Origin of the sequence: Paraburkholderia xenovorans LB400, assembly GCF_000013645.1 — a bacterium.
In the GTDB taxonomy this organism is placed as follows: domain Bacteria; phylum Pseudomonadota; class Gammaproteobacteria; order Burkholderiales; family Burkholderiaceae; genus Paraburkholderia; species Paraburkholderia xenovorans.
Genome location: NC_007952.1, coordinates 52574 through 70758 on the forward strand (window position 1 = coordinate 52574; position 18185 = coordinate 70758).

Here is an 18185-nt window from a genome sequence, read left to right on the forward strand (position 1 = left end):
CGTCGGTCAGAAAGTTCGGATGGCCATTGCGGATCTGGTCGACCTGGTTCAGCGTCTACGGCGCGACGTTCTGGCTGCCGAGCATCATTCGCAAGATGGGCCACTTCAACGAATTTCAGCTCGGACGCTTCAATTCGATCCCGTGGCCGATCCCGATCGCGGCGATGTACGTCTTCGCCATGCTTGCGGCGCGCTTCAAGTTCCAGCAGACATGGGTGGCGTGCGTCCTGCCGATCGCCGCGCTCGACGGCATGTATGTGGCCGGCCAGGGCAACCCGATCAGACCAGTCCGGTCGCGTAGTAGACAGCGATCACAAAGAAGACCGCCATTGTCTTGATCACGGTCACCGCGAAAATGTCGCGATACGACTGGCGATGCGTCAAGCCCGTGACCGCCAGCAGCGTAATCACCGCGCCGTTGTGCGGCAGCGTATCCATGCCGCCGCTCGCCATTGCGACGACACGGTGCAGCACTTCCATCGGGATATGCGCGGCTTCCGCGCCCTTGATGAACGTGTCCGACATGGCCGCGAGCGCGATGCTCATGCCGCCCGACGCCGAACCCGTGATACCGGCCAGCGAGCTCACCGAAACGGCTGCATTGACGAGCGGATTAGGAATGCTCTTCAGCGCGTCGCTCACCACCAGAAAGCCCGGCAACGCTGCGATCACGCCACCAAAGCCATATTCCGACGCCGTATTCAGCGAAGCCAGCAATGCGCCGGCCACCGCAGCCTTGGTACCGATCGCGAAGCGTTCGCGCACACGGTTGAACGCCGTGATGACGACCATGACGATACCGAGGAGCAGCGCGCCTTCCACGGCCCAGATTGCGACCACGGCCTTGATGGTGGTGGTGACCGGTGCGTGGATGCCCGGCAGGATGTCCGGCGCAACGGTGTACGACGCGCCGTACCAGTTCGGAATCCAGCGCGTCAGCAGGAAGTTCGCGACGCCGACCAGAACCAGCGGCGCCACCGCCAGCAACGGATGCGGCAGTTGCTTCGATTCCACGCGCTCCGGCTCGTTGACCAGATTCGTGCCGTAACCTTCGCCGGTCGCCATTGCCGAGCGGCGGCGCCATTCCAGGTACGTGAGACCGACCACGATGATGAACAGCGAGCCGATCACGCCGAGCGCGGGCGCGGCCCATGACGTCGTCTTGAAGAAAGTGGTCGGGATGATGTTCTGGATCTGCGGCGTGCCGGGCAGCGAATCCATTGTGAACGAGAACGCGCCGAGCGCGATCGCGCCGGGCATCAGGCGCTTCGGAATATTGCTTTGACGGTACAGCTCGGCGGCGAACGGGTAGACCGCGAACACCACTACGAATAGCGAGACGCCACCGTAGGTGAGCAGCGCGCACACCGCAACGATCACCGCATTGGCGCGCGAACGGCCGATATAGCGGATCGCGGCGGCCACGATCGACTCCGAAAAGCCCGACAGTTCGATGACCTTACCGAACACCGCGCCTAACAGGAACACCGGGAAGTAGAGCTTCACGAAGCCGACCATCTTCTCCATGAAGATGCCGGTGAAAACCGGCGCGACGGCGGCCGGATCGGTGAGCAGAACGGCGCCGAGCGCGGCGACAGGCGCAAATAGAATGACGCTGTAGCCGCGGTATGCGGCAAACATCAGAAACGCCAGTGCGGCGAGGACGATGACAAAGGACATTGAGTCTCCAGAAGCTTGGTTGTTCTACATGGTCGCCGTCCCGAGGGTGCGGCGGCACGGCGCCGGCAAATGCAGGTTCCGTGCCACGCACGCGACAACGGCCCGCTGCCTGATTGCGTGGGCCCGAAGCTTGAAACGTGATGCGGCCGATTGTACCCAAACGTCTCCAGAACGGGACGTAAAATCAGCCAAAGCTGGGCCAAACCAAGGTTAAACCCTTATGCCGTAGGCTTGCTGGTGATCTCGCCGATGAGATAAGCTGTGTCTACGAAATGAGACAAACATAATAAAACGTTAGCCGGAGACAGCGACAGCATGATGAACGACTGGGCGGGCCTGCCTGCCACTTACGGCGATGTATTGCGCCGGGCGATGGATTCGCTCTTCCGCACATTCGAAAATTTCAGCGAAGGCACGTTTATCGTCGACGCCGATGCGCGCGTAGTCTGGATCAACAAGCGCTATGCGGCGCGCTTCGGCTTTTCGGATCCGGAGCAGGCCATTGGCCGCGATTGCGAGGCCGTGATTCCCAACAGCCTGATGCGCGAGGTCGTAAAGACCGGCAAACCGATTCTGCTCGATATTCTGGAAACGGACCGTGAACCGCTCGTCGTGACGCGTCTGCCGTTGAAGGACGACTCGGGCACCACGGTCGGTGCGGTCGGCTTCGCGCTCTTCGACGAATTGAAGGCGCTCACGCCGCTCTTTTCCCACTATTCGCGCGTGCAGGAAGAGTTGATTGCGACGCGCCAGTCGCTCGCGCAGGCGCGTCGGGCCAAATATACGTTCGGCAGTTTTGTCGGCACGAGCGCGGCCAGTCTCGAAGTGAAGCGCCAGGCGCGCCGCGCGGCGCAGCTCGAATCGCCGGTGCTGCTGCTCGGCGAAACCGGCACCGGCAAGGAACTGCTCGCGCATGCCATCCACGGCGGCTCGGCGCGCGCGAATCAGCCGCTGGTGACGGTCAACGTCGCGGCGATTCCCGATACCTTGCTCGAAGTCGAGTTCTTCGGCGCCGCGCCCGGCGCGTACACAGGCGCGGACCGCAAAGGGCGCGTCGGCAAATTCGAACTGGCGAACGGCGGTACGCTGTTTCTCGATGAAATCGGCGACATGCCGCTGCCTTTGCAGGGCAAGCTGCTGCGGGTGCTGCAGGACAAGGAGTTCGAACCGCTGGGCTCGAACCGGATCGTGCGCGCGGACGTCCGGATCATCGCGGCAACCTCGGCTGATCTGCCCGCACTGGTCGCGGCGGGGCGCTTTCGCGCGGACCTGTTCTATCGGCTGAACGTGCTGACCATCCACGCGCCACCCTTGCGCGAGCGGGCGTCCGATATCGAAGCGCTTGCCTATGCGATGCTCGAGGATCTGTCGACGCAGGCAAGCGGCGCCAGTCACTTCGAATTGCAGGACGACGCGCTGCGGCTGCTGTGTTCATACGGCTGGCCGGGCAACGTGCGCGAATTGCGCAACACGCTGGAGCGCGCTGTGATGCTTTCCGACAGCGAGCGGATCGATGCGCGGGCGCTGGCGCCGTTTATCGGCTCGGCGCCCGGCGGCGGGCAGCGTCGTCAGGCGGCAGCCGATGTGCCGTCCCCGGCGCGCGCTCCCGATGCGCCAACCGGCGCGCCCGAACCGGCCTCGTGGAGCGACGCGATGGCGGCTTTCGAGAAGCGTTTCCTGACCGACGCCTTACGCGCCAACGGCGGTCGCGTGATCGAGACGGCCAGCCAGATCGGCATGGGCCGCGCGACGCTCTACAAGAAGATCGCGGCATACGGGATCGGCGTTTGACCGCGTTCGGCGACGTCGGGTGACGCAGCGTAATTGCCGCGTGGCACAATCGCGTGATCGAAAAACAAGATGTGTTCGGGGTTTCAGATGAAACGCAGTCTTTCCTCATTCGCGCGCCGTGCCTGCGCCACGCTGGCGATCGGCGCCGTGGTTGCGCTGGGCGCTTGCAGCAGCAGCGCGCCGCTGTTCCTGTCGGACGGCCGCGCCACGACGCTGGTGCAATGCCCGGCTGGTTCCGACTCCTGCTCGCAGCAGGCCGGCGCGAGTTGCGGCGGCGCATTCGACGTCGTGCGCCAGTCGACCGAGAACGGCACGCTCAACCTGATTTACGCCTGCCGGGCGAAATAACGGGCCGCGCCGGCCGCGCAAGGCCGGCGCGTTCTGCATCTCAGGCATTCCTTCGTTCAGCCCGCCGCGCGACTACATCGGCGGGCGTCTCCATCGCAGCGTCGATTTCACTTGTGCTTGCCGAATGGCTCATTCGCGCTTCGAGTTCGTGATGTTCAGCGCGTGGCGGTCATAAAAACCCGCGTTTAATGCAGGCTTGGCTTTCGAGTTTTATGCGTAATGAGTTTTAATGCCGCGCTTCATATTATTTCTCGCCGTGACTGTAATTGAGCCTCCCAATTTTTGCCATTAAGCGAGGTCGGTGCGGAACCTAACGGAACGCGAAGTTTGATGGCAGTATTCTGTTCTCACGCACTCAGAATCCAGGCAGCAAGCACGTTTTGCCGATCTGGCACCTGCATACAGGGAGCTCAGGAAGGATTTTCCGTTTCAGATAAAAAACAGACCAGTGCGGCACGTTTCATGCTTCGATTTACGCTTTGAAAATAGTTCAACGAGTAATACGGGGAAAGCAATGAATCATCACCAACTCGAAAAAGATATTGAACATCTTGAACACGTAATCTCTCATATCTCCGCTGAAGACCGAATCCCGCTGTCCTATTGGCGCAGCCGTATTGATTCCGTTTCCGGCGCGGTGCGGGTGCCGGCGCAGGCGAGCCGCGTCAAACGGCTCAACGCCGCGCTCCTCGCGCTGGAGGAACGGCAAAAAGGCTGAACTCCGGCAACGGTGCGCCGCTGCGAGTGTCACTTTGATCGGGTAGCATGTTCTGCAAAATAAGGGAACGTAACGGCTACACGGGCTGCCGGGAGGCAGACGGCTATCTGGAGCAGTCCGCTGCATTTGCGCCGTATGCGCTGACGGTCACGTTCGGGTTCGCGGCCTGTCCACCGCCACGGACGGGCGGCGCGCGTCAGGCTACAGCGCGCGAGCCGGCATCTGCATCCACTGATCAGGACAAACATGCAACCAGCAGGACTTTGCGCGTCTCGGCTGACGGCGCTGACCAACGCCATGCAAGGCTATGTAGAGCGCGGTGAAGTCGCGGGAGTGGTCGCGATGGTCTGGCGGCGCGGCGAGATCGGCTATTTCGAACCGCTTGGCTTGCGAGATGAAGCCGCGCAGTTGCCGATGGAGCGCGACACGCTGTTCCGCATTGCGTCCATGACCAAGCCGGTGACCAGCGCCGCGATCCTGATGCTGATCGAAGAAGACCGGCTCTCTCTCGATACGCCGGTCTCCCTCTGGTTGCCGGAATTGTCCACGCCACGTGTGCTGCGCGATCCCACTGGCCCGCTGGACCAGACCGACCCGGCCAGAGCGTCGCTCACCGTGCTGGATCTGCTGACCCACCGCGCCGGCTTCGCCTATCATTTCACGGCAACCGGACCGCTCTCCGAAGCTTACGCTGCCGCTTTCAACGGTTTCGAAGCGCGCATGGACGGCAACGCCTGGCTTGCCCGCATCGCGGATTTGCCGCTGATGTTTCAGCCCGGCTCACGCTGGCACTACGGCATCGCGACCGACGTACTCGGCGTGCTGATCGAACGCGTGAGCGGCATGCCGCTCGGCGAGTTCTTCCGGACCCGGATCTTCGAGCCGCTCGGTATGCGCGACACCGCGTTCTGGGTGCCCGAAGCACAACTCGCCCGGCTGGCCACTGCTTATGGCGTCGAACCTGGCACGCGGCGGCGTGTGGTCGAAGATCATCCGGCGTCGAGCCGATGGGCGAATCCGGACCGGTTCCAGAGCGGCGGCGGCGGCCTGGTCTCGACCGCGCAGGACTATCTGCAATTCGCGCAACTCCTGCTCGGGCGCGGGCGGGTTGGTACGACGCGTTTGCTGTCGCATCGCTCGGTGGACCTGATGCGCTCCAATTTTCTGACGCGCGACCAACGCCGCGTGCCGGCTTTCGGACATGTGCAGTGGGCAGGCCAGGGGTTCGGCCTCGGCTTGTCCATCGTCGACGATCCGGCGCAGCAGTTGTCGCTCGGCTATCGCTCGATGGGATCGTTCGGCTGGCCGGGCGCATACGGCACGAGCTGGTTCGCCGATCCCGTGGAAGACCTGATCGGTCTGATGCTGATCCAGCGGCGCTCCATCGAGCCGTTTCCTATGGCAATCGATTTCGAACGCCGCGTGTACGATTCAATCGACGATTGAGTCAACCGGCGGCGCCCGGGCAGGCGTCTTTCAGGCGCGTTACCTGTTCGCGGTGTCGGGCCTCTCTATCCGGCAATTTATTCGTCTGATAGTGTCCGCACTTCAGTTTATCGTCCAAACGATCGGAGCACCCGTCATGGCCTCGTACAAGCAGTTGACTGCCCAACTCGAAAAACTCCACAAGGAAGTCGCGGCGGCGCGCGAGAAGGAAATTGCGCAGGCGATCGCCGAGATCAAACAGAAGGTCGCCGAATACGACCTGACTGCCGAAGAGTTGGGTTTTACGAGCAAGCGTGCCGTGGGCCGCAAAACGGCTTCGGTTGCCAAGTATCGCAACCCGAAAACCGGCGAGACGTGGAGTGGCCGCGGCCGCTCGCCGGCATGGCTCGCGGGCAAGAATCGCGAGCGCTTTCTGATCGAAGTCTGAAGCGCTTCCGTGCATGACATGCCTGGCCGTCATGCACCGGATTGGCTGAAGTGATGTCCCGTGCGGGTTTTCTCGCACCGTCGCACGGGTCCCGAAAACGCTCACCTTTCGCGTGAGCCTGGCTCGCGAGTCGCGGGTCGGCATGCCTGAACTGCGGCGGGTCACGTTGCTTCGGTGAGCCTGGTTTTGCCGAAGCGCGCACCTTGCGGCCAGCTTGCCGCTGGCCGCCCGCCGTCACTGGCCGATTTCTCTGAAACCCGCGCCAGCCTTTGCTGGCGGGCGTTCCCAGGCTGTGCGAAGAATCGCTGCGGCGAAGGCTCGAGGCTCTTCCAGCCACGTCTGCGGTGTTCGGCACTGCGCGGACTTTCGCTGTGCAGGTGCGCGACCGATCGTCCACAAGCTCACCTTTCGGCGCCATTCAAAGTCGCATCGGCGAGCGTCCCGAAAACCCTCACCTTTGCGAGCCCGACACCCGCAGGCCACTGGGCGTTTGCGATCTTTTACGCTGACCATGTCCGCGTTTTCCAGTCGCGTCAGCGCGTGTTCGCCGGGAGTGTTTTATCACCGAGGTGTGTCCTGTGATATTGGCCTGGTAATTACATCTCGCACGAACGCAGTAAGAACCCGCCGTGTTGGCAACGACGCGGCGGTTTTTTGTTTTGGACTCTGAATCAAACCAGAACATCGGCAAAAGAAGTCTCATATATCGGACCTGACAAAAACAGCGCTTGAGGCATGTGACGATCTTCGTTCATGACGCTTCTCTTGCGTGGCCGATTGCCACATCTTGTCGAACCGTCACGACTCGGTTTGTCCATTCAGTGCGCGTCAAAAGGCCCGTCGGACAAGCCTCATCGCCGTTATTGACGTATCAGATTAATCCGTCGGAAATTTCAGAAAGAGGCGATTTGTCCCATGTAATTTTGATGTTGGACAACTTAACATCACATTGTCTTCTGCCTGAAAGACACGTCAGGAGCTTGGAACAGGAAGCCTCGTATTCCTAAACTAACCCATTGGCGAGATTGATGCATGTGGCGATCCCTATGCAATACAGGGATCGCTTTTTGATTTGATCAGCTTTTCTTAGTCTATTGGACCAAACGTTATGAAGTTATCCCTCCCCGCAATCGCGATCGCAGCTAGCAGTCTGTTCGGTCTCGTACCCCTTGGCGCCCATGCGGCGGACGGCACGATCTCGATCACCGGCACCGTAACGGATAGCACGTGTTCGATCAACGGCAATGCGAACGGTACCCCGGCCGACAAGGCGATCACGCTGGCGACGGTTCCGGCCGGTTCGCTTGCGTCGGCAGGCGCGGTGGCCGGCACGTCCAACCCGACCGATCTGCAACTGAGCCTGACCGGCTGCACTGGCACGGCCACGAAGGCGATTGCGCGCTTCGAGAACGGCCCGACGGTCGACCAGACGAATGGCTATCTGTCGAACACGGCGGGTACCGCGCAAAACGTGGAAGTTCGTCTGCTCAACGCGCAGATGCAGCCGATCAACGTCACGACGGGCGCGAACAACGATATAACGACGAACGCGGCAACCATCTCGGGCGGCGCGGCGACGCTGCAGTATTTCGCACAGTATTACGCAACGGGCGTTGCGACTGCCGGCACGGTTAGCTCGTCGGTTCAATACTCGATGGAATATCAGTAAGCGAGGGCCCCGAGGCGCTCGCGAGCCGAGCGCCTTTTCGCGCTCCCTTTCCGGAATATTGACAGACAGACGGTAATGAAGCTGCTCAAAAAGATGCCGATAGGAATCGGTTTTGCCTGTGCACTGCTGGCCGGCAGTGCACAGGCAAGCGTGACGATCGGCGGTACGCGCGTGGTGTATCCGCTCGAGCAGCGTGAAGTCACGGTCAAGCTGGATAACGACAGCAAGACACCCTCGCTCGTGCAGGCCTGGATCGACGATGGCAATGCGGATGCCAAACCCGGCGAAATCAAAGTGCCGTTCGTGATAACGCCGCCGATTTTCCGCATGGATGCAAAAAAAGGGCAGACATTGCGCGTGATGTACACCGGCGAGCCCTTGCCTCAGGATCGCGAGTCGGTCTATTGGCTCAACGTTCTGGACATCCCGCCGAAGGCAAGCAGTGCGACGGAAGTCAATAGCTTGAGCCTGGCGTATCGCACCCGCATCAAGGTTTTCGCGCGGCCGGCCGGGCTGCCCGGCAAACCGGAAGACGCGGCCGCCCAACTGAGCTGGAAGATCGCCGCGTCGGCGGATGGCAAGAGCCATGCGCTCAGCGTTTCGAATCCGACGCCTTACTACGTCTCGTTCAGTGAGATCGACGTGGAGAGCAACGGCCACACGTTCAGAAACGAACAGGGTGGCATGGTTGCTCCACGCGCATCGGCGGTCCTGCCGATTGCAAAGATGAATGCCGTTGCCGCGGGCGCGAAGGTGCACTACATCGCCATCAGCGACTACGGCGGTCCTATCGACGGCGATGCGGCTCTCGGCGAGTAAGTCGCCACAGCCTGTCAATCGCGCGGCAGCCTGCCGCTCTGGCTAACCCTTTCTCGTACACCGCGCGCACTGCATCGGCAACGCATACAGGCGCCGCACGCCTGTCGCAGGACATTGAATCCCGATCCGATCATGAAGGACTTCCCCTGTTGCCGCTCGCTCGTTCGCGCCGGTGAACCTGGCGGCGCGTTTGGGCTCAACCCCGTCGCCGCAGTTGTTGCGCTGGCGTTCGCGGTGCTGGGCGGTGTCCAGCCGATAGTCGCACAGGCGTCCGGGCAGGCCGAAGCGGGCGCGGCAGTGGAGTTCGACTCAACTTTTCTGCGCGTCGATCCGAATGCAACGGTGGACGTCTCGCGCTTCACGCGTGGCAACCCGATGTCCGAAGGCGTTTATTCCGTCGACGTGCTGGTCAACGGTGTGCGTGTTGCGCGCCATGATGTGCGGTTTGTGGCCACCAGCGGAACGGCTACGGCGCGTCCCTGTTTCAGCCGGCAAATGCTGGAAACGCTCGGCGTCGATTTTGCCAGGGTCGCGGCGAGCAGCGACGCGAAGACGCCGGCCGAAACCGGCGTTACCGGTGAATGCGTCGACCTTGCGGCGACCGTGCCCGACGCGATGGTCGACTTCGACTTCGCGGAACAAAAGATCGCCCTCAGCGTGCCGCAAAAGTACATGCGAAACGCTGCGCGCGGTTACGTGCCGCCTGACATGTGGCAGACCGGAGTCAACGCGGCTTTCCTGAGCTACAACGCAAACGCGTACCACAGCGCCGGATCGGGCGTTGAATCGACGCAGAGCTATGTCGGCTTGAATGCCGGGGTGAACCTCGGCGCGTGGCACTTCCGCCATCAGTCGTCGGTGACGCAGCAAGCTGGCGCAGCCACACAATTCGACAACATCGCGACTTACCTTCAGCGTGACATCACCAGAATAAAGTCGCAATTGACGGTCGGCGACGGCTACACGACCGGCGATGTATTCGACAGCGTGCAGTTTCGCGGCGCGCAGATCGCCACCGACGACCGCATGCTGCCGGAATCCTTGCGAGGCTACGCGCCGATCGTGCGCGGCACGGCTGAATCGAACGCGCGCGTGACGGTTCGTCAGAACGGCCAGGTGATCTATGAAACCACCGTTTCGCCGGGTCCGTTCGAAATCAACGACCTTTACGCGACCGGCTATGGCGGCAACCTGGATGTCACCGTCACCGAAGCCAATGGCCGTACCAAAAGCTTCACTGTGCCTTACGCCTCGGTTGCCCAGTCATTGCGGCCCGGCACCACACGGTTTTCAGTCACCGCCGGCGAGCTCCGCAATTCCACGCTCGAGACAAACCCGAATTTCGCGCAGTTCACGCTACAGCGCGGGCTGACCAATCTGGTCACGGTCTATGGTGGTGCCGTGGCCGCTAATGGTTACATGGCCGCCGACATGGGCGCCGCACTGAACACGAAGTTCGGCGCGCTGTCAGCCGACGTGACAGGCGCTCAAACGCAGATTCCGGATCACGGCACGTTGCGCGGCACGAGCTTGCGCATCGGTTACAGCAAGTTCATCGATCCGACCAACACGAACATTGCAATCGCAGCGTATCGCTATTCGACGGCGGGGTACATGAACCTGTCGGATGCCGCGTCCGTGCGTGACCTCGCCATGCACGGCGGCAATCCGGATTCGGTGTACCGGCAGCGCAACCGTTTTCAGGTCACGCTCAATCAGAACTTCAAGGAATACGGCACGGTCTTTCTGAACGCTTCCGCCCAGCAATACTGGAATCGCAGCGGCAGCGACGTGTTCTACCAGGCCGGCTACACCAACCGTTTCAAGTACGGTACGTACAGTATCAGCGCGGGGCGCACGCGCAACTCGAACGGGTCAATGTCGGATCAGATTATGTTGAGTACCACGTTGCCGCTCGGTCGCGACCAGCATTCGCCGCTGCTGTCGGCGAACCTCAGCAGTTCCGGTGGAAACGCCAACCTGCAGGCCAACGTGAGCGGCTCGTTGGGCGAGCGCAACCAGTTCTCGTACAGCGGGTATGGGGCGTACGGCGACGGTCCGGGCGCCAGCACGGCGAGCGCGGGCGCGAGCGGCACCTATCGCACGCCGTACGCGCAGTTGACGGGATCGGCGAGCGGCGGAACCGGCTCCAGCCAGGTGTCGGCGGGTATCAGCGGGTCGATCGTCGCGCATCCGGGCGGTGTCACGTTCTCGCAGACGGTGGGTGACACGTTCGGCGTGATCGAAGCACCGGGCGCAGCAGGCGCGAGCGTGACCAGTTCGCCCGGCGTGAAACTCAATGGGCGCGGCTTTGCGGTCGTTCCGTACCTGACACCCTATGGCATCAACACGGTGGATATCGATCCGAAGGGCACGTCGACCGATGTCGAGTTTGAATCGACGTCGGAGCAGGCGGTGCCGCGGCTGGGCTCAGTGGTGATGATCAGGTACAAGACGGTGACCGGACGCGCGGCATTGATTCGTGCGCCGCAACTCGGCGACAAGGCGCTGCCGTTTGGCGCGGACGTGGTCGATGCAACCGGGCGGACGGTAGGCGTCGTTGCGCAGGACAGTCGGATTTTCGCGCGCGGGCTCGAGGACAAAGGCTCGCTGTTCGTGAAATGGGGCGCGTCGGCTTCCGAGCAATGCCGCATCGAGTACGTGTTGCCGAGGCAAACGGGTAAAGCAGGAGCGGCCTACACGTCTGTGGAAGGGCATTGTGTGGGCGGGACACCAACCGAAAACACGAACTTTGCTTCTGGCCGTACCAGGTAATCAAATTCGAGGAGTGGTTAAATGTCTGCGTTCAAATCCTGTCTGCGATGGTCCCGCCAGAGCGTGGCAGTCCGCGAGGCATTGCCTTATACGACTGCTGCGCGGCGTGGCCGCAATTGGCCGATACCGATCGTCGTGTGCCTCACGCTAGTACTTGGCTCCGCCTTGTTCGCAGCCCGGCCAGCGCACGCGGCACTTATTTGTAATGCTAGCGGCGCGAATAACGTCATCAGTGCAGGATCGATCTCCGTGCCCGCCAATCCGACGATCGGTGCGACGATTGCCACGCTTGCGCCCACGCAGTTTCAGATGCCCTGCAGATTCGACACTTCAGCTCCGGTAGAGACGTCTGCTACGCTTTGGGCAACCTTTGACAGTTCACTACCACCTGTATCCGGGTTTGCCGACGTATATCAAACTAACGTTCAGGGTCTGGGAATCCGGTACACGTTTAACGCGCCGGCGTGCAATGCGAACAATGTTCCAATGACCAGCGGCGAGGTCAAGCTGACCTGCCCGGTCAGCGGACCTGTGGATGGTCCGTACATGCCAATTGACGTCACGGTTACGCCGTCATTTGTTGCCACTGGCGTAATACCTCTGGGTGCACGGACGCTTTCCACCGTGCCGTTGGTGTCGATCGTGTATTGGACGTCTGACGATCCAGCCACGGGATGGGACAAACCACCTCTCTACACCGGCGCTGCGTCCGGCCGGATCATTCACGCCTGTGCGATCAATCAGCCCGACGCTTCCGTTACCCTGCCGACGGTCAACAGTAGTGCATTCTCCGGCGGCGTCGGCAGCGTGGCGGGCCCGCAATCATTCTCGCTAGTGTTTTCGTGTGGGAGTGGTGCGCAGGTATCTATCGTTTTAACGGACAATACGGATCCGTCCAACCGGTCGAACGTTCTCACCCCGACCCCGGACTCGACCGCAAAGGGGATTGGCATTCAGATATTGAATGACAGCGGCGCGCCGGTGTCGTTCGGACCGGACTCGTCGGAGCCCTTCACGACCAACCAATGGGTCATCGGCAGGTCACCGGACGGTCGGCTGGAGGTGCCTTTGATCGCGCGATATATTCGAACGGGCAACGTGGTGGCCGGCGCGATCAGAGCGCTCGCCACTTTCACCATGTCATATCAGTAAAGCTTTTGGTGCGGCCCGGCCGCAAGCTTGTCCGCCCCAATCGCCCCTTTTCGATACGTCATTCCCCATGACGTGTATCATTCGTTCCCTGCGCTGTTCTGCGCTGGCGATTCCCGTATTGTCGAACGCTCGTTCGTAACCTGTTTCCAACGCGGTCGAGTTGCCATTGTGACGCGGGCCGCCGGCCCAACTCCCGCAGCCCGACGCCGCCGCGCAAGGCGTGGCACACCGGTGGCCACAAGCCGCCGGGGAACCGCCCGAACCCCTATCCGTGACCGCCAGACCCGATGTCAGTCTCCGAACTCAAACGCCGCCGCACGTTCGCGGTCATTTCCCACCCGGACGCGGGTAAGACCACGCTCACGGAAAAGCTGCTGCTGTTTTCGGGCGCGATTCAGATCGCCGGCACCGTGAAGGGCCGCAAGAGCAATCGCTACGCAACGTCCGACTGGATGGAGATCGAAAAGCAGCGCGGCATTTCGGTGGCGAGTTCGGTGATGCAGTTCGAGTACGGCGACGCCGTCATCAATCTGCTCGACACGCCGGGCCACGAAGACTTCTCCGAAGATACCTACCGCGTGCTGACCGCGGTCGATGCGGCCGTGATGGTGATCGACGGCGCGAACGGCGTCGAAGCGCAAACGCTCAAGCTGCTCGAAGTCTGCCGTAGCCGCAAGACGCCGATCGTCACCTTCATCAACAAGCTCGACCGCGAAGTGCGCGAGCCGCTCGAACTGCTCGACGAAATCGAGCAGCATCTGGGCGTCGCCGCCGTGCCGTTCACGTGGCCGATCGGCATGGGCAAGGATTTCCAGGGCGTCTACGACATCCAGCGCGATCAGGTGCGCCTGTTCCGCGCCGGCCAGGACAAGGCGGGCGGCGAGGTCGAAACGCTGCAGGCGCTCAGCGACGAAGAGGGCGAGCGCCGCTTCGGCCATGCCTGGGTCAAGGCGAAGGAAGAGATCGATCTGATCACGGGCGCGTCGCCGGATTTCGATCGTGAACAGTTCCTCGCCGGTCAGCAATCGCCCGTGCTGTTCGGCTCGGCGATCAACAACTTCGGCGTGAAGGAAATTCTCGACGCACTGGTCGATCTGGCGCCGCCGCCTTCCATGCGCATGACGGTGCAGCGTCCCGTGATGCCGGACGAGCCGAAGTTCACCGGCGTCGTGTTCAAGGTGCAGGCGAACATGGATCTGGCCCACCGCGACCGCGTGGCGTTCATCCGCGTGTGCTCGGGGCATTTCGAACGCGGCATGGCCGTGAAGGTGACGCGCACGAGCAAGACGTTCCGTGCGAACAACGTGGTGACGTTCCTGTCGCAGCGCCGCGAGACGGTGAGCGAGGCGTATCCGGGCGACATCATTGGTATTCCGAACCATGGCACGCTGAGTCTCGGCGACACGCTGACCGAAGGCGAGCAGTTGCAATTCGTCGGCCTGCCGTTCTTCGCACCGGAAATTTTCCAGACGGTTGAAGTGGTCGATCCGATGCGCGCCAAGCAGCTCGGCGAAGCGCTCAAGCAACTCGGCGAAGAAGGCGCGATCCAGGTGTTCCGTCCAGAAGTGGGCGGTCTGATGATTCTCGGCGCGGTCGGGCAATTGCAGTTCGAAGTGGTGTCGCACCGTTTGTCGACCGAATATAAGGTCGACGTGCGCATGGCGCCGGCGCGTTACCGCATGTCGCGCTGGGTAACCTGCGACGATGCCGCCGAACTGCGCCGCTTCACCGATTCATACGCGGCACGGATTGCGCTCGACGCTTCGGATGCGCCGACTTATCTGGCGTCGCACGTGTCGGAGATCGAAGTCGCGCAGAAGGCCTGGCCGAAAATCGTCTTCAACGAATTGCGCGAGCATTCTGGCGCGCCGTTCAAGAGGGCGATGTAAGTCCGCCGCGACGGTAGTCGAGGGTAAAGCAACGCAAGTAGAGCAAAGCAAGTAGAGCAAAGCAAGTAGAGCAAAGCAAGTAGAGCAAAGCAGGACAGGCAAATGGCCCCGCCAGAAACGGGGCCATTTTTCGTTAACCGCGCTACGACGATTTGTATGCTGCATCGGCCAGCCGCGCGTTGTCTCCCAAAGACACGTCCTTCCCGGTGCGATGCAAACCGGCCGCCCGACCAGAAGCGCCGCGCGAGCGCCCGACTTCGCCTATGCTGACGGAGACGCACACGCCTCGCCGCCAGGCGGCCTGCCTTCCCCAGTTTCCGGAGCGCCCGTGACCGTTCGCAATCTCGACGCCTTGTTTCGACCCAAATCCGTCGCCGTGATCGGCGCTTCCGAGCGGCCGGGCAGCACCGGCGCGATGGTGTGGACGCGCGTGCTGGAAGGCGGCTTCGAAGGCCCGCTCTGGCCGGTCAATCCGAAGTACTCGACGCTCGGCGGCCACGCCGTGATCGGCGAGACCGGCGACTTGCCGGAAGCGCCCACGGTCGCCGTGATCTGCACGCCGCCGGCCACGTGGCCGGGCATCATCCATAAGCTCGGCGGTTTGGGCACGCGCGCGGCGATCATCGTGGGCGAGGTGCGCAGCGACGACGACCGGCTCGCGCTGCGGCATGCGCTCTCGGCGGCGCGGCCCAATCTGCTGCGGATCGTCGGGCCGGGCAGTCTCGGCGTGGTGTCGCCGGCACTGCACGCGCATCTGGGTGCGCCGTCGTGCACGGTGAAGGCGGGCGGTGTCGCGTGGGTGTCGCAGTCGAATGCGCTGACCAATGCCGTGCTCGGCTGGGCACAGGCGCGCGGCCTCGGCTTTTCGCATGCCGTGGCGCTCGGCGCAGAGGCGGACGTGGACGCGGGCGACGTGCTTGACTATCTGGCCAGCGATCCCGGTACGCGCGCCATCCTGCTCGAACTGGACAGCGTGCGGGCGGCGCGCAAGTTCATGTCGGCGGCCCGCGCGGCGGCGCGCAACAAGCCGGTGCTGGCGCTACGCTCCGGCCGCGCCGATCCCGCTGACGCGCTCTACACGGCCGCTTTCCGCCGCGCGGGCATGGTGCGGGTCGATTCGCTCGACGATCTGCTCGACGAAATCGAGACGCTAGGCGTGGGCCGCGTGGCGGCGGGCGCCACCGCCACGCTGATTACCAGCGACAGCGGCCTTGCCACGCTCGCCTGCGACGCCTTTGCCGCAGCCGGCGACACGCTCGCGCCGTGGCCCGACGAAGCGTCCGAGGCCCTGCGGCAGGCATTGCCGCATGCCGTCGGCGGCAATCCGCTGCGGCTTGGCGACGACGCGCGCCCCGAGCACTTCGGAACCGCCCTCGAACTGCTCGCGAACCAGCGCGCGTCGGGCACGGCATTCGTCGTGCATGCGTCGACGCACAGCGCGCCGGTGGGCGAGGTGGCGCAGGCCTTGATCGCGAATCAGCGCTTCGCGTATCGCGGCTTGCTGGCGTGCTTTTTTGGCGGCGTGGATGCCGCCACGCGCGACGCGCTGCACGCTCAGGGCATTCCAGTTCACACCACGCCGCAGCGCCTCGCGCGCGCCTTCGCGCGGCTGGTCGACTATCGGATGGGGCGCGAACTGCTGATGCAGACGCCCGAGGGTTTGCCGGCGCAAATCCCCGCCGCGATCGATGCGGCTCAAGCCCAGGCGCGCGAGGCGCTCGCGGGAGGCGAGCATCAACTAACCGGCGAGGCGGCGGCGCGGTTTCTCGGGCGTTTCGGCTTACAGGTGGAAACGGCGCCGCAGGCATCGGACGGCGCGCAAGCGAGCACCGGCTCAACGGGCAAGCCCATCGTCGATATCGTCGTCGAGCTTCACGACGACGACAACTTCGGTCCCGTATTCCGTTTCACCGCGCCGGCGGCCGACGGCCTATCCGAGCCGCTGCGCGTGTACGGTTTGCCGCCACTCAATCCGATGCTCGCGCGAGACATCGTCGCGCGTTCGCGCTATGCGCAGCTGATTGCGCCGGAGCCGGCATTGGCCGCGCTGACAGCGCTCTCGCAAGCGGTGTGCGACGTCAGGGAAATCGTCGGCATCAGGCTGACACTGAGGGTGTATCGCGACCGCGTGACGGTGGTCGATCCTTCGTTGAGCGTTGCGGCGACGCGCAGCCGTCTCGCGATCGTGCCCTATCCGCGCCGCTTCGAAGAGACCCTGGACTGGCAAGGCTTGCGGGTGACGGTGCGGCCGATCCGTCCGGAAGACGAGGCCGCCCACCATGACTTTGTCGAAGCGATGACGCCTGAAGATCTGCGCCTGCGATTCTTCGGCGCGGTGGGCAGCTTCGACCACTCGCAACTTGCGCGAATGACGCAGATCGACTACGACCGCGAAATGGCGCTGATCGCCACCGTGCAAAGCGAAGAAGGTTTCACGCGGACGCTGGGCGTGGTGCGGGCGGTCGCCGATCCCGACAACGAAACAGCCGAATTCGCGGTGGCGGTGCGCTCGGACCAGAAAGGCCGGCGTCTCGGCCAGTTGCTGATGGACCGGATTATCAGATACGCGCGGGCTCGCGGTATCCATTGGCTGATCGGCGAAGCGCTGCGCGAGAACGTTGCGATGATCGCGCTCGCCAAAGCCAGCGGCTTCACGATGACGCGAACGGAAGATCCGGGTGTCGTCGGCTTCCGTATGGCGCTGGATGAACCCGCCGAACCTGGCACCGCGAGCGCGGCGCCAGCCGCGCCGGGTTGAACGGATCACCGTTGCATTGCCTTTACAGCGGGCTACGCATGCAGCCGAGGCAGTTGCTGCGGCGGTGATCGAAGCGGCGAGAGGCGCTGAACGGCGCTCGCCCCGTTCAGGCTTCTTGTGACGAGCGCCCTCAGGCCGGCAGCTTGGCAGCGGCTTCGTCGACTTGCGTACGCGTCACCGATAGTTCTTCAAGCCACGCGTCGCCATACACCGCGCCGGTCTCGCGTTCGAGGCGCGCAATGGTCGCCGCGCAACGGTTCGCATCCTTCGGCGTCGCGATGAACGACTTGACCGACTCACCGGCCTTGAACGCGTCGAACAAGGGCACGCGAATATCGTCCGGCAGCGGGCGCGTCGTCCACTGATACGGTTTGCCGTTGAACGTGAATTGCGGCGGCAGCACGCGTTCTTTCTTCGCGGCCGGAATCAGACCGAAGGTGCGAGCGGCATCGCCGATCTGCTCGGCGGAAAACAGCTCGTCCGGGCTGATGTCGAATTGCTGGATGAAGGTCTCAATGCTTTGCATCGCCGCCGCGCGATCATCACGGCGCTTTTGCGCATGAGCGACGATGTCGCGCAGTTCGTCGGCTTCTTCAGGCGTGATCGTGAAGCTCGACTGCTTCTGCTGGAGTTCGGAAAAACGCTGGAATTCGGAATCGGTCAGAAGTTTCGCCATTGCTTATCGATGAGCGCGCATGAGCGAACCCATGCGG

At 62.8% G+C, this 18185-nt stretch carries 13 protein-coding genes and 1 pseudogene; 12 read left to right on the plus strand and 2 right to left on the minus strand.

Going from position 1 to position 18185, the window contains the following annotated elements; all coding sequences use genetic code 11:
- Nucleotides 1-50: 50 nt before the first annotated feature.
- Nucleotides 51-281 (plus strand): annotated as a pseudogene (locus tag BXE_RS44485) (MFS transporter); the annotation flags it as partial.
- Here BXE_RS44485 and BXE_RS22320 read toward each other — a convergent pair.
- Nucleotides 280-1680, minus strand: coding sequence for a GntP family permease (locus BXE_RS22320; RefSeq protein ID WP_011490404.1), 1401 nt, complete (start codon nt 1678-1680; stop codon nt 280-282). The pseudogene BXE_RS44485 and the gene BXE_RS22320 overlap by 2 nt on opposite strands.
- 315 nt (nt 1681-1995) lie before the next feature.
- On the opposite strand from BXE_RS22320, the gene BXE_RS22325 reads away from it, so the two are divergent.
- From BXE_RS22325 to BXE_RS22375, 11 genes are all read left to right on the plus strand, one after another.
- Complete coding sequence (locus tag BXE_RS22325) at nt 1996-3471, plus strand: sigma-54 interaction domain-containing protein (protein WP_011490405.1); 1476 nt, start codon at nt 1996-1998, stop codon at nt 3469-3471.
- 87 nt (nt 3472-3558) lie between these two features.
- Nucleotides 3559-3819 carry a hypothetical protein gene (locus BXE_RS22330; protein ID WP_040125074.1) on the plus strand — a complete coding sequence of 87 codons (261 nt, stop codon included), beginning with the start codon at nt 3559-3561 and terminating at the stop codon, nt 3817-3819.
- A 514-nt stretch (nt 3820-4333) separates the two neighbouring features.
- On the plus strand, nt 4334-4537 hold the full coding sequence (locus BXE_RS22335; RefSeq protein ID WP_040124193.1) for a hypothetical protein: 204 nt from the start codon (nt 4334-4336) through the stop codon (nt 4535-4537).
- A 246-nt stretch (nt 4538-4783) separates the two neighbouring features.
- Nucleotides 4784-5983 carry a serine hydrolase domain-containing protein gene (locus tag BXE_RS22340; RefSeq protein ID WP_011490408.1) on the plus strand — a complete coding sequence of 400 codons (1200 nt, stop codon included), beginning with the start codon at nt 4784-4786 and terminating at the stop codon, nt 5981-5983.
- Nucleotides 5984-6119: 136 nt separating this feature from the next.
- Nucleotides 6120-6410 (plus strand): H-NS family nucleoid-associated regulatory protein, encoded by a 291-nt coding sequence (locus tag BXE_RS22345; protein ID WP_011490409.1) that lies wholly within the window; start codon nt 6120-6122, stop codon nt 6408-6410.
- 1108 nt (nt 6411-7518) lie between these two features.
- Nucleotides 7519-8079: a fimbrial protein gene (locus BXE_RS22350; protein ID WP_011490412.1), complete on the plus strand. Its 561-nt coding sequence runs from the start codon at nt 7519-7521 to the stop codon at nt 8077-8079.
- A 75-nt stretch (nt 8080-8154) separates the two neighbouring features.
- Nucleotides 8155-8898, plus strand: a complete 744-nt coding sequence (locus BXE_RS22355) for a fimbria/pilus periplasmic chaperone (RefSeq protein WP_011490413.1) — start codon at nt 8155-8157, stop codon at nt 8896-8898.
- Between the two features lie 132 nt (nt 8899-9030).
- On the plus strand, nt 9031-11673 hold the full coding sequence (locus BXE_RS22360; RefSeq protein WP_011490414.1) for a fimbria/pilus outer membrane usher protein: 2643 nt from the start codon (nt 9031-9033) through the stop codon (nt 11671-11673).
- Nucleotides 11674-11694: 21 nt separating this feature from the next.
- Nucleotides 11695-12825, plus strand: a complete 1131-nt coding sequence (locus BXE_RS44490) for a fimbrial protein (RefSeq protein ID WP_081435567.1) — start codon at nt 11695-11697, stop codon at nt 12823-12825.
- A gap of 287 nt (nt 12826-13112) precedes the next feature.
- Complete coding sequence (locus tag BXE_RS22370) at nt 13113-14714, plus strand: peptide chain release factor 3 (RefSeq protein WP_011490416.1); 1602 nt, start codon at nt 13113-13115, stop codon at nt 14712-14714.
- A gap of 328 nt (nt 14715-15042) precedes the next feature.
- On the plus strand, nt 15043-17472 hold the full coding sequence (locus tag BXE_RS22375; RefSeq protein WP_011490417.1) for a GNAT family N-acetyltransferase: 2430 nt from the start codon (nt 15043-15045) through the stop codon (nt 17470-17472).
- Between the two features lie 130 nt (nt 17473-17602).
- On the opposite strand, the gene BXE_RS22380 is transcribed toward BXE_RS22375, so the two are convergent.
- The gene (locus tag BXE_RS22380) at nt 17603-18148 is read right to left on the minus strand and encodes a hypothetical protein (RefSeq protein WP_011490418.1); all 546 of its coding nucleotides are present in this window, start codon (nt 18146-18148) and stop codon (nt 17603-17605) included.
- Between the last annotated feature and the right edge of the window lie 37 nt (nt 18149-18185).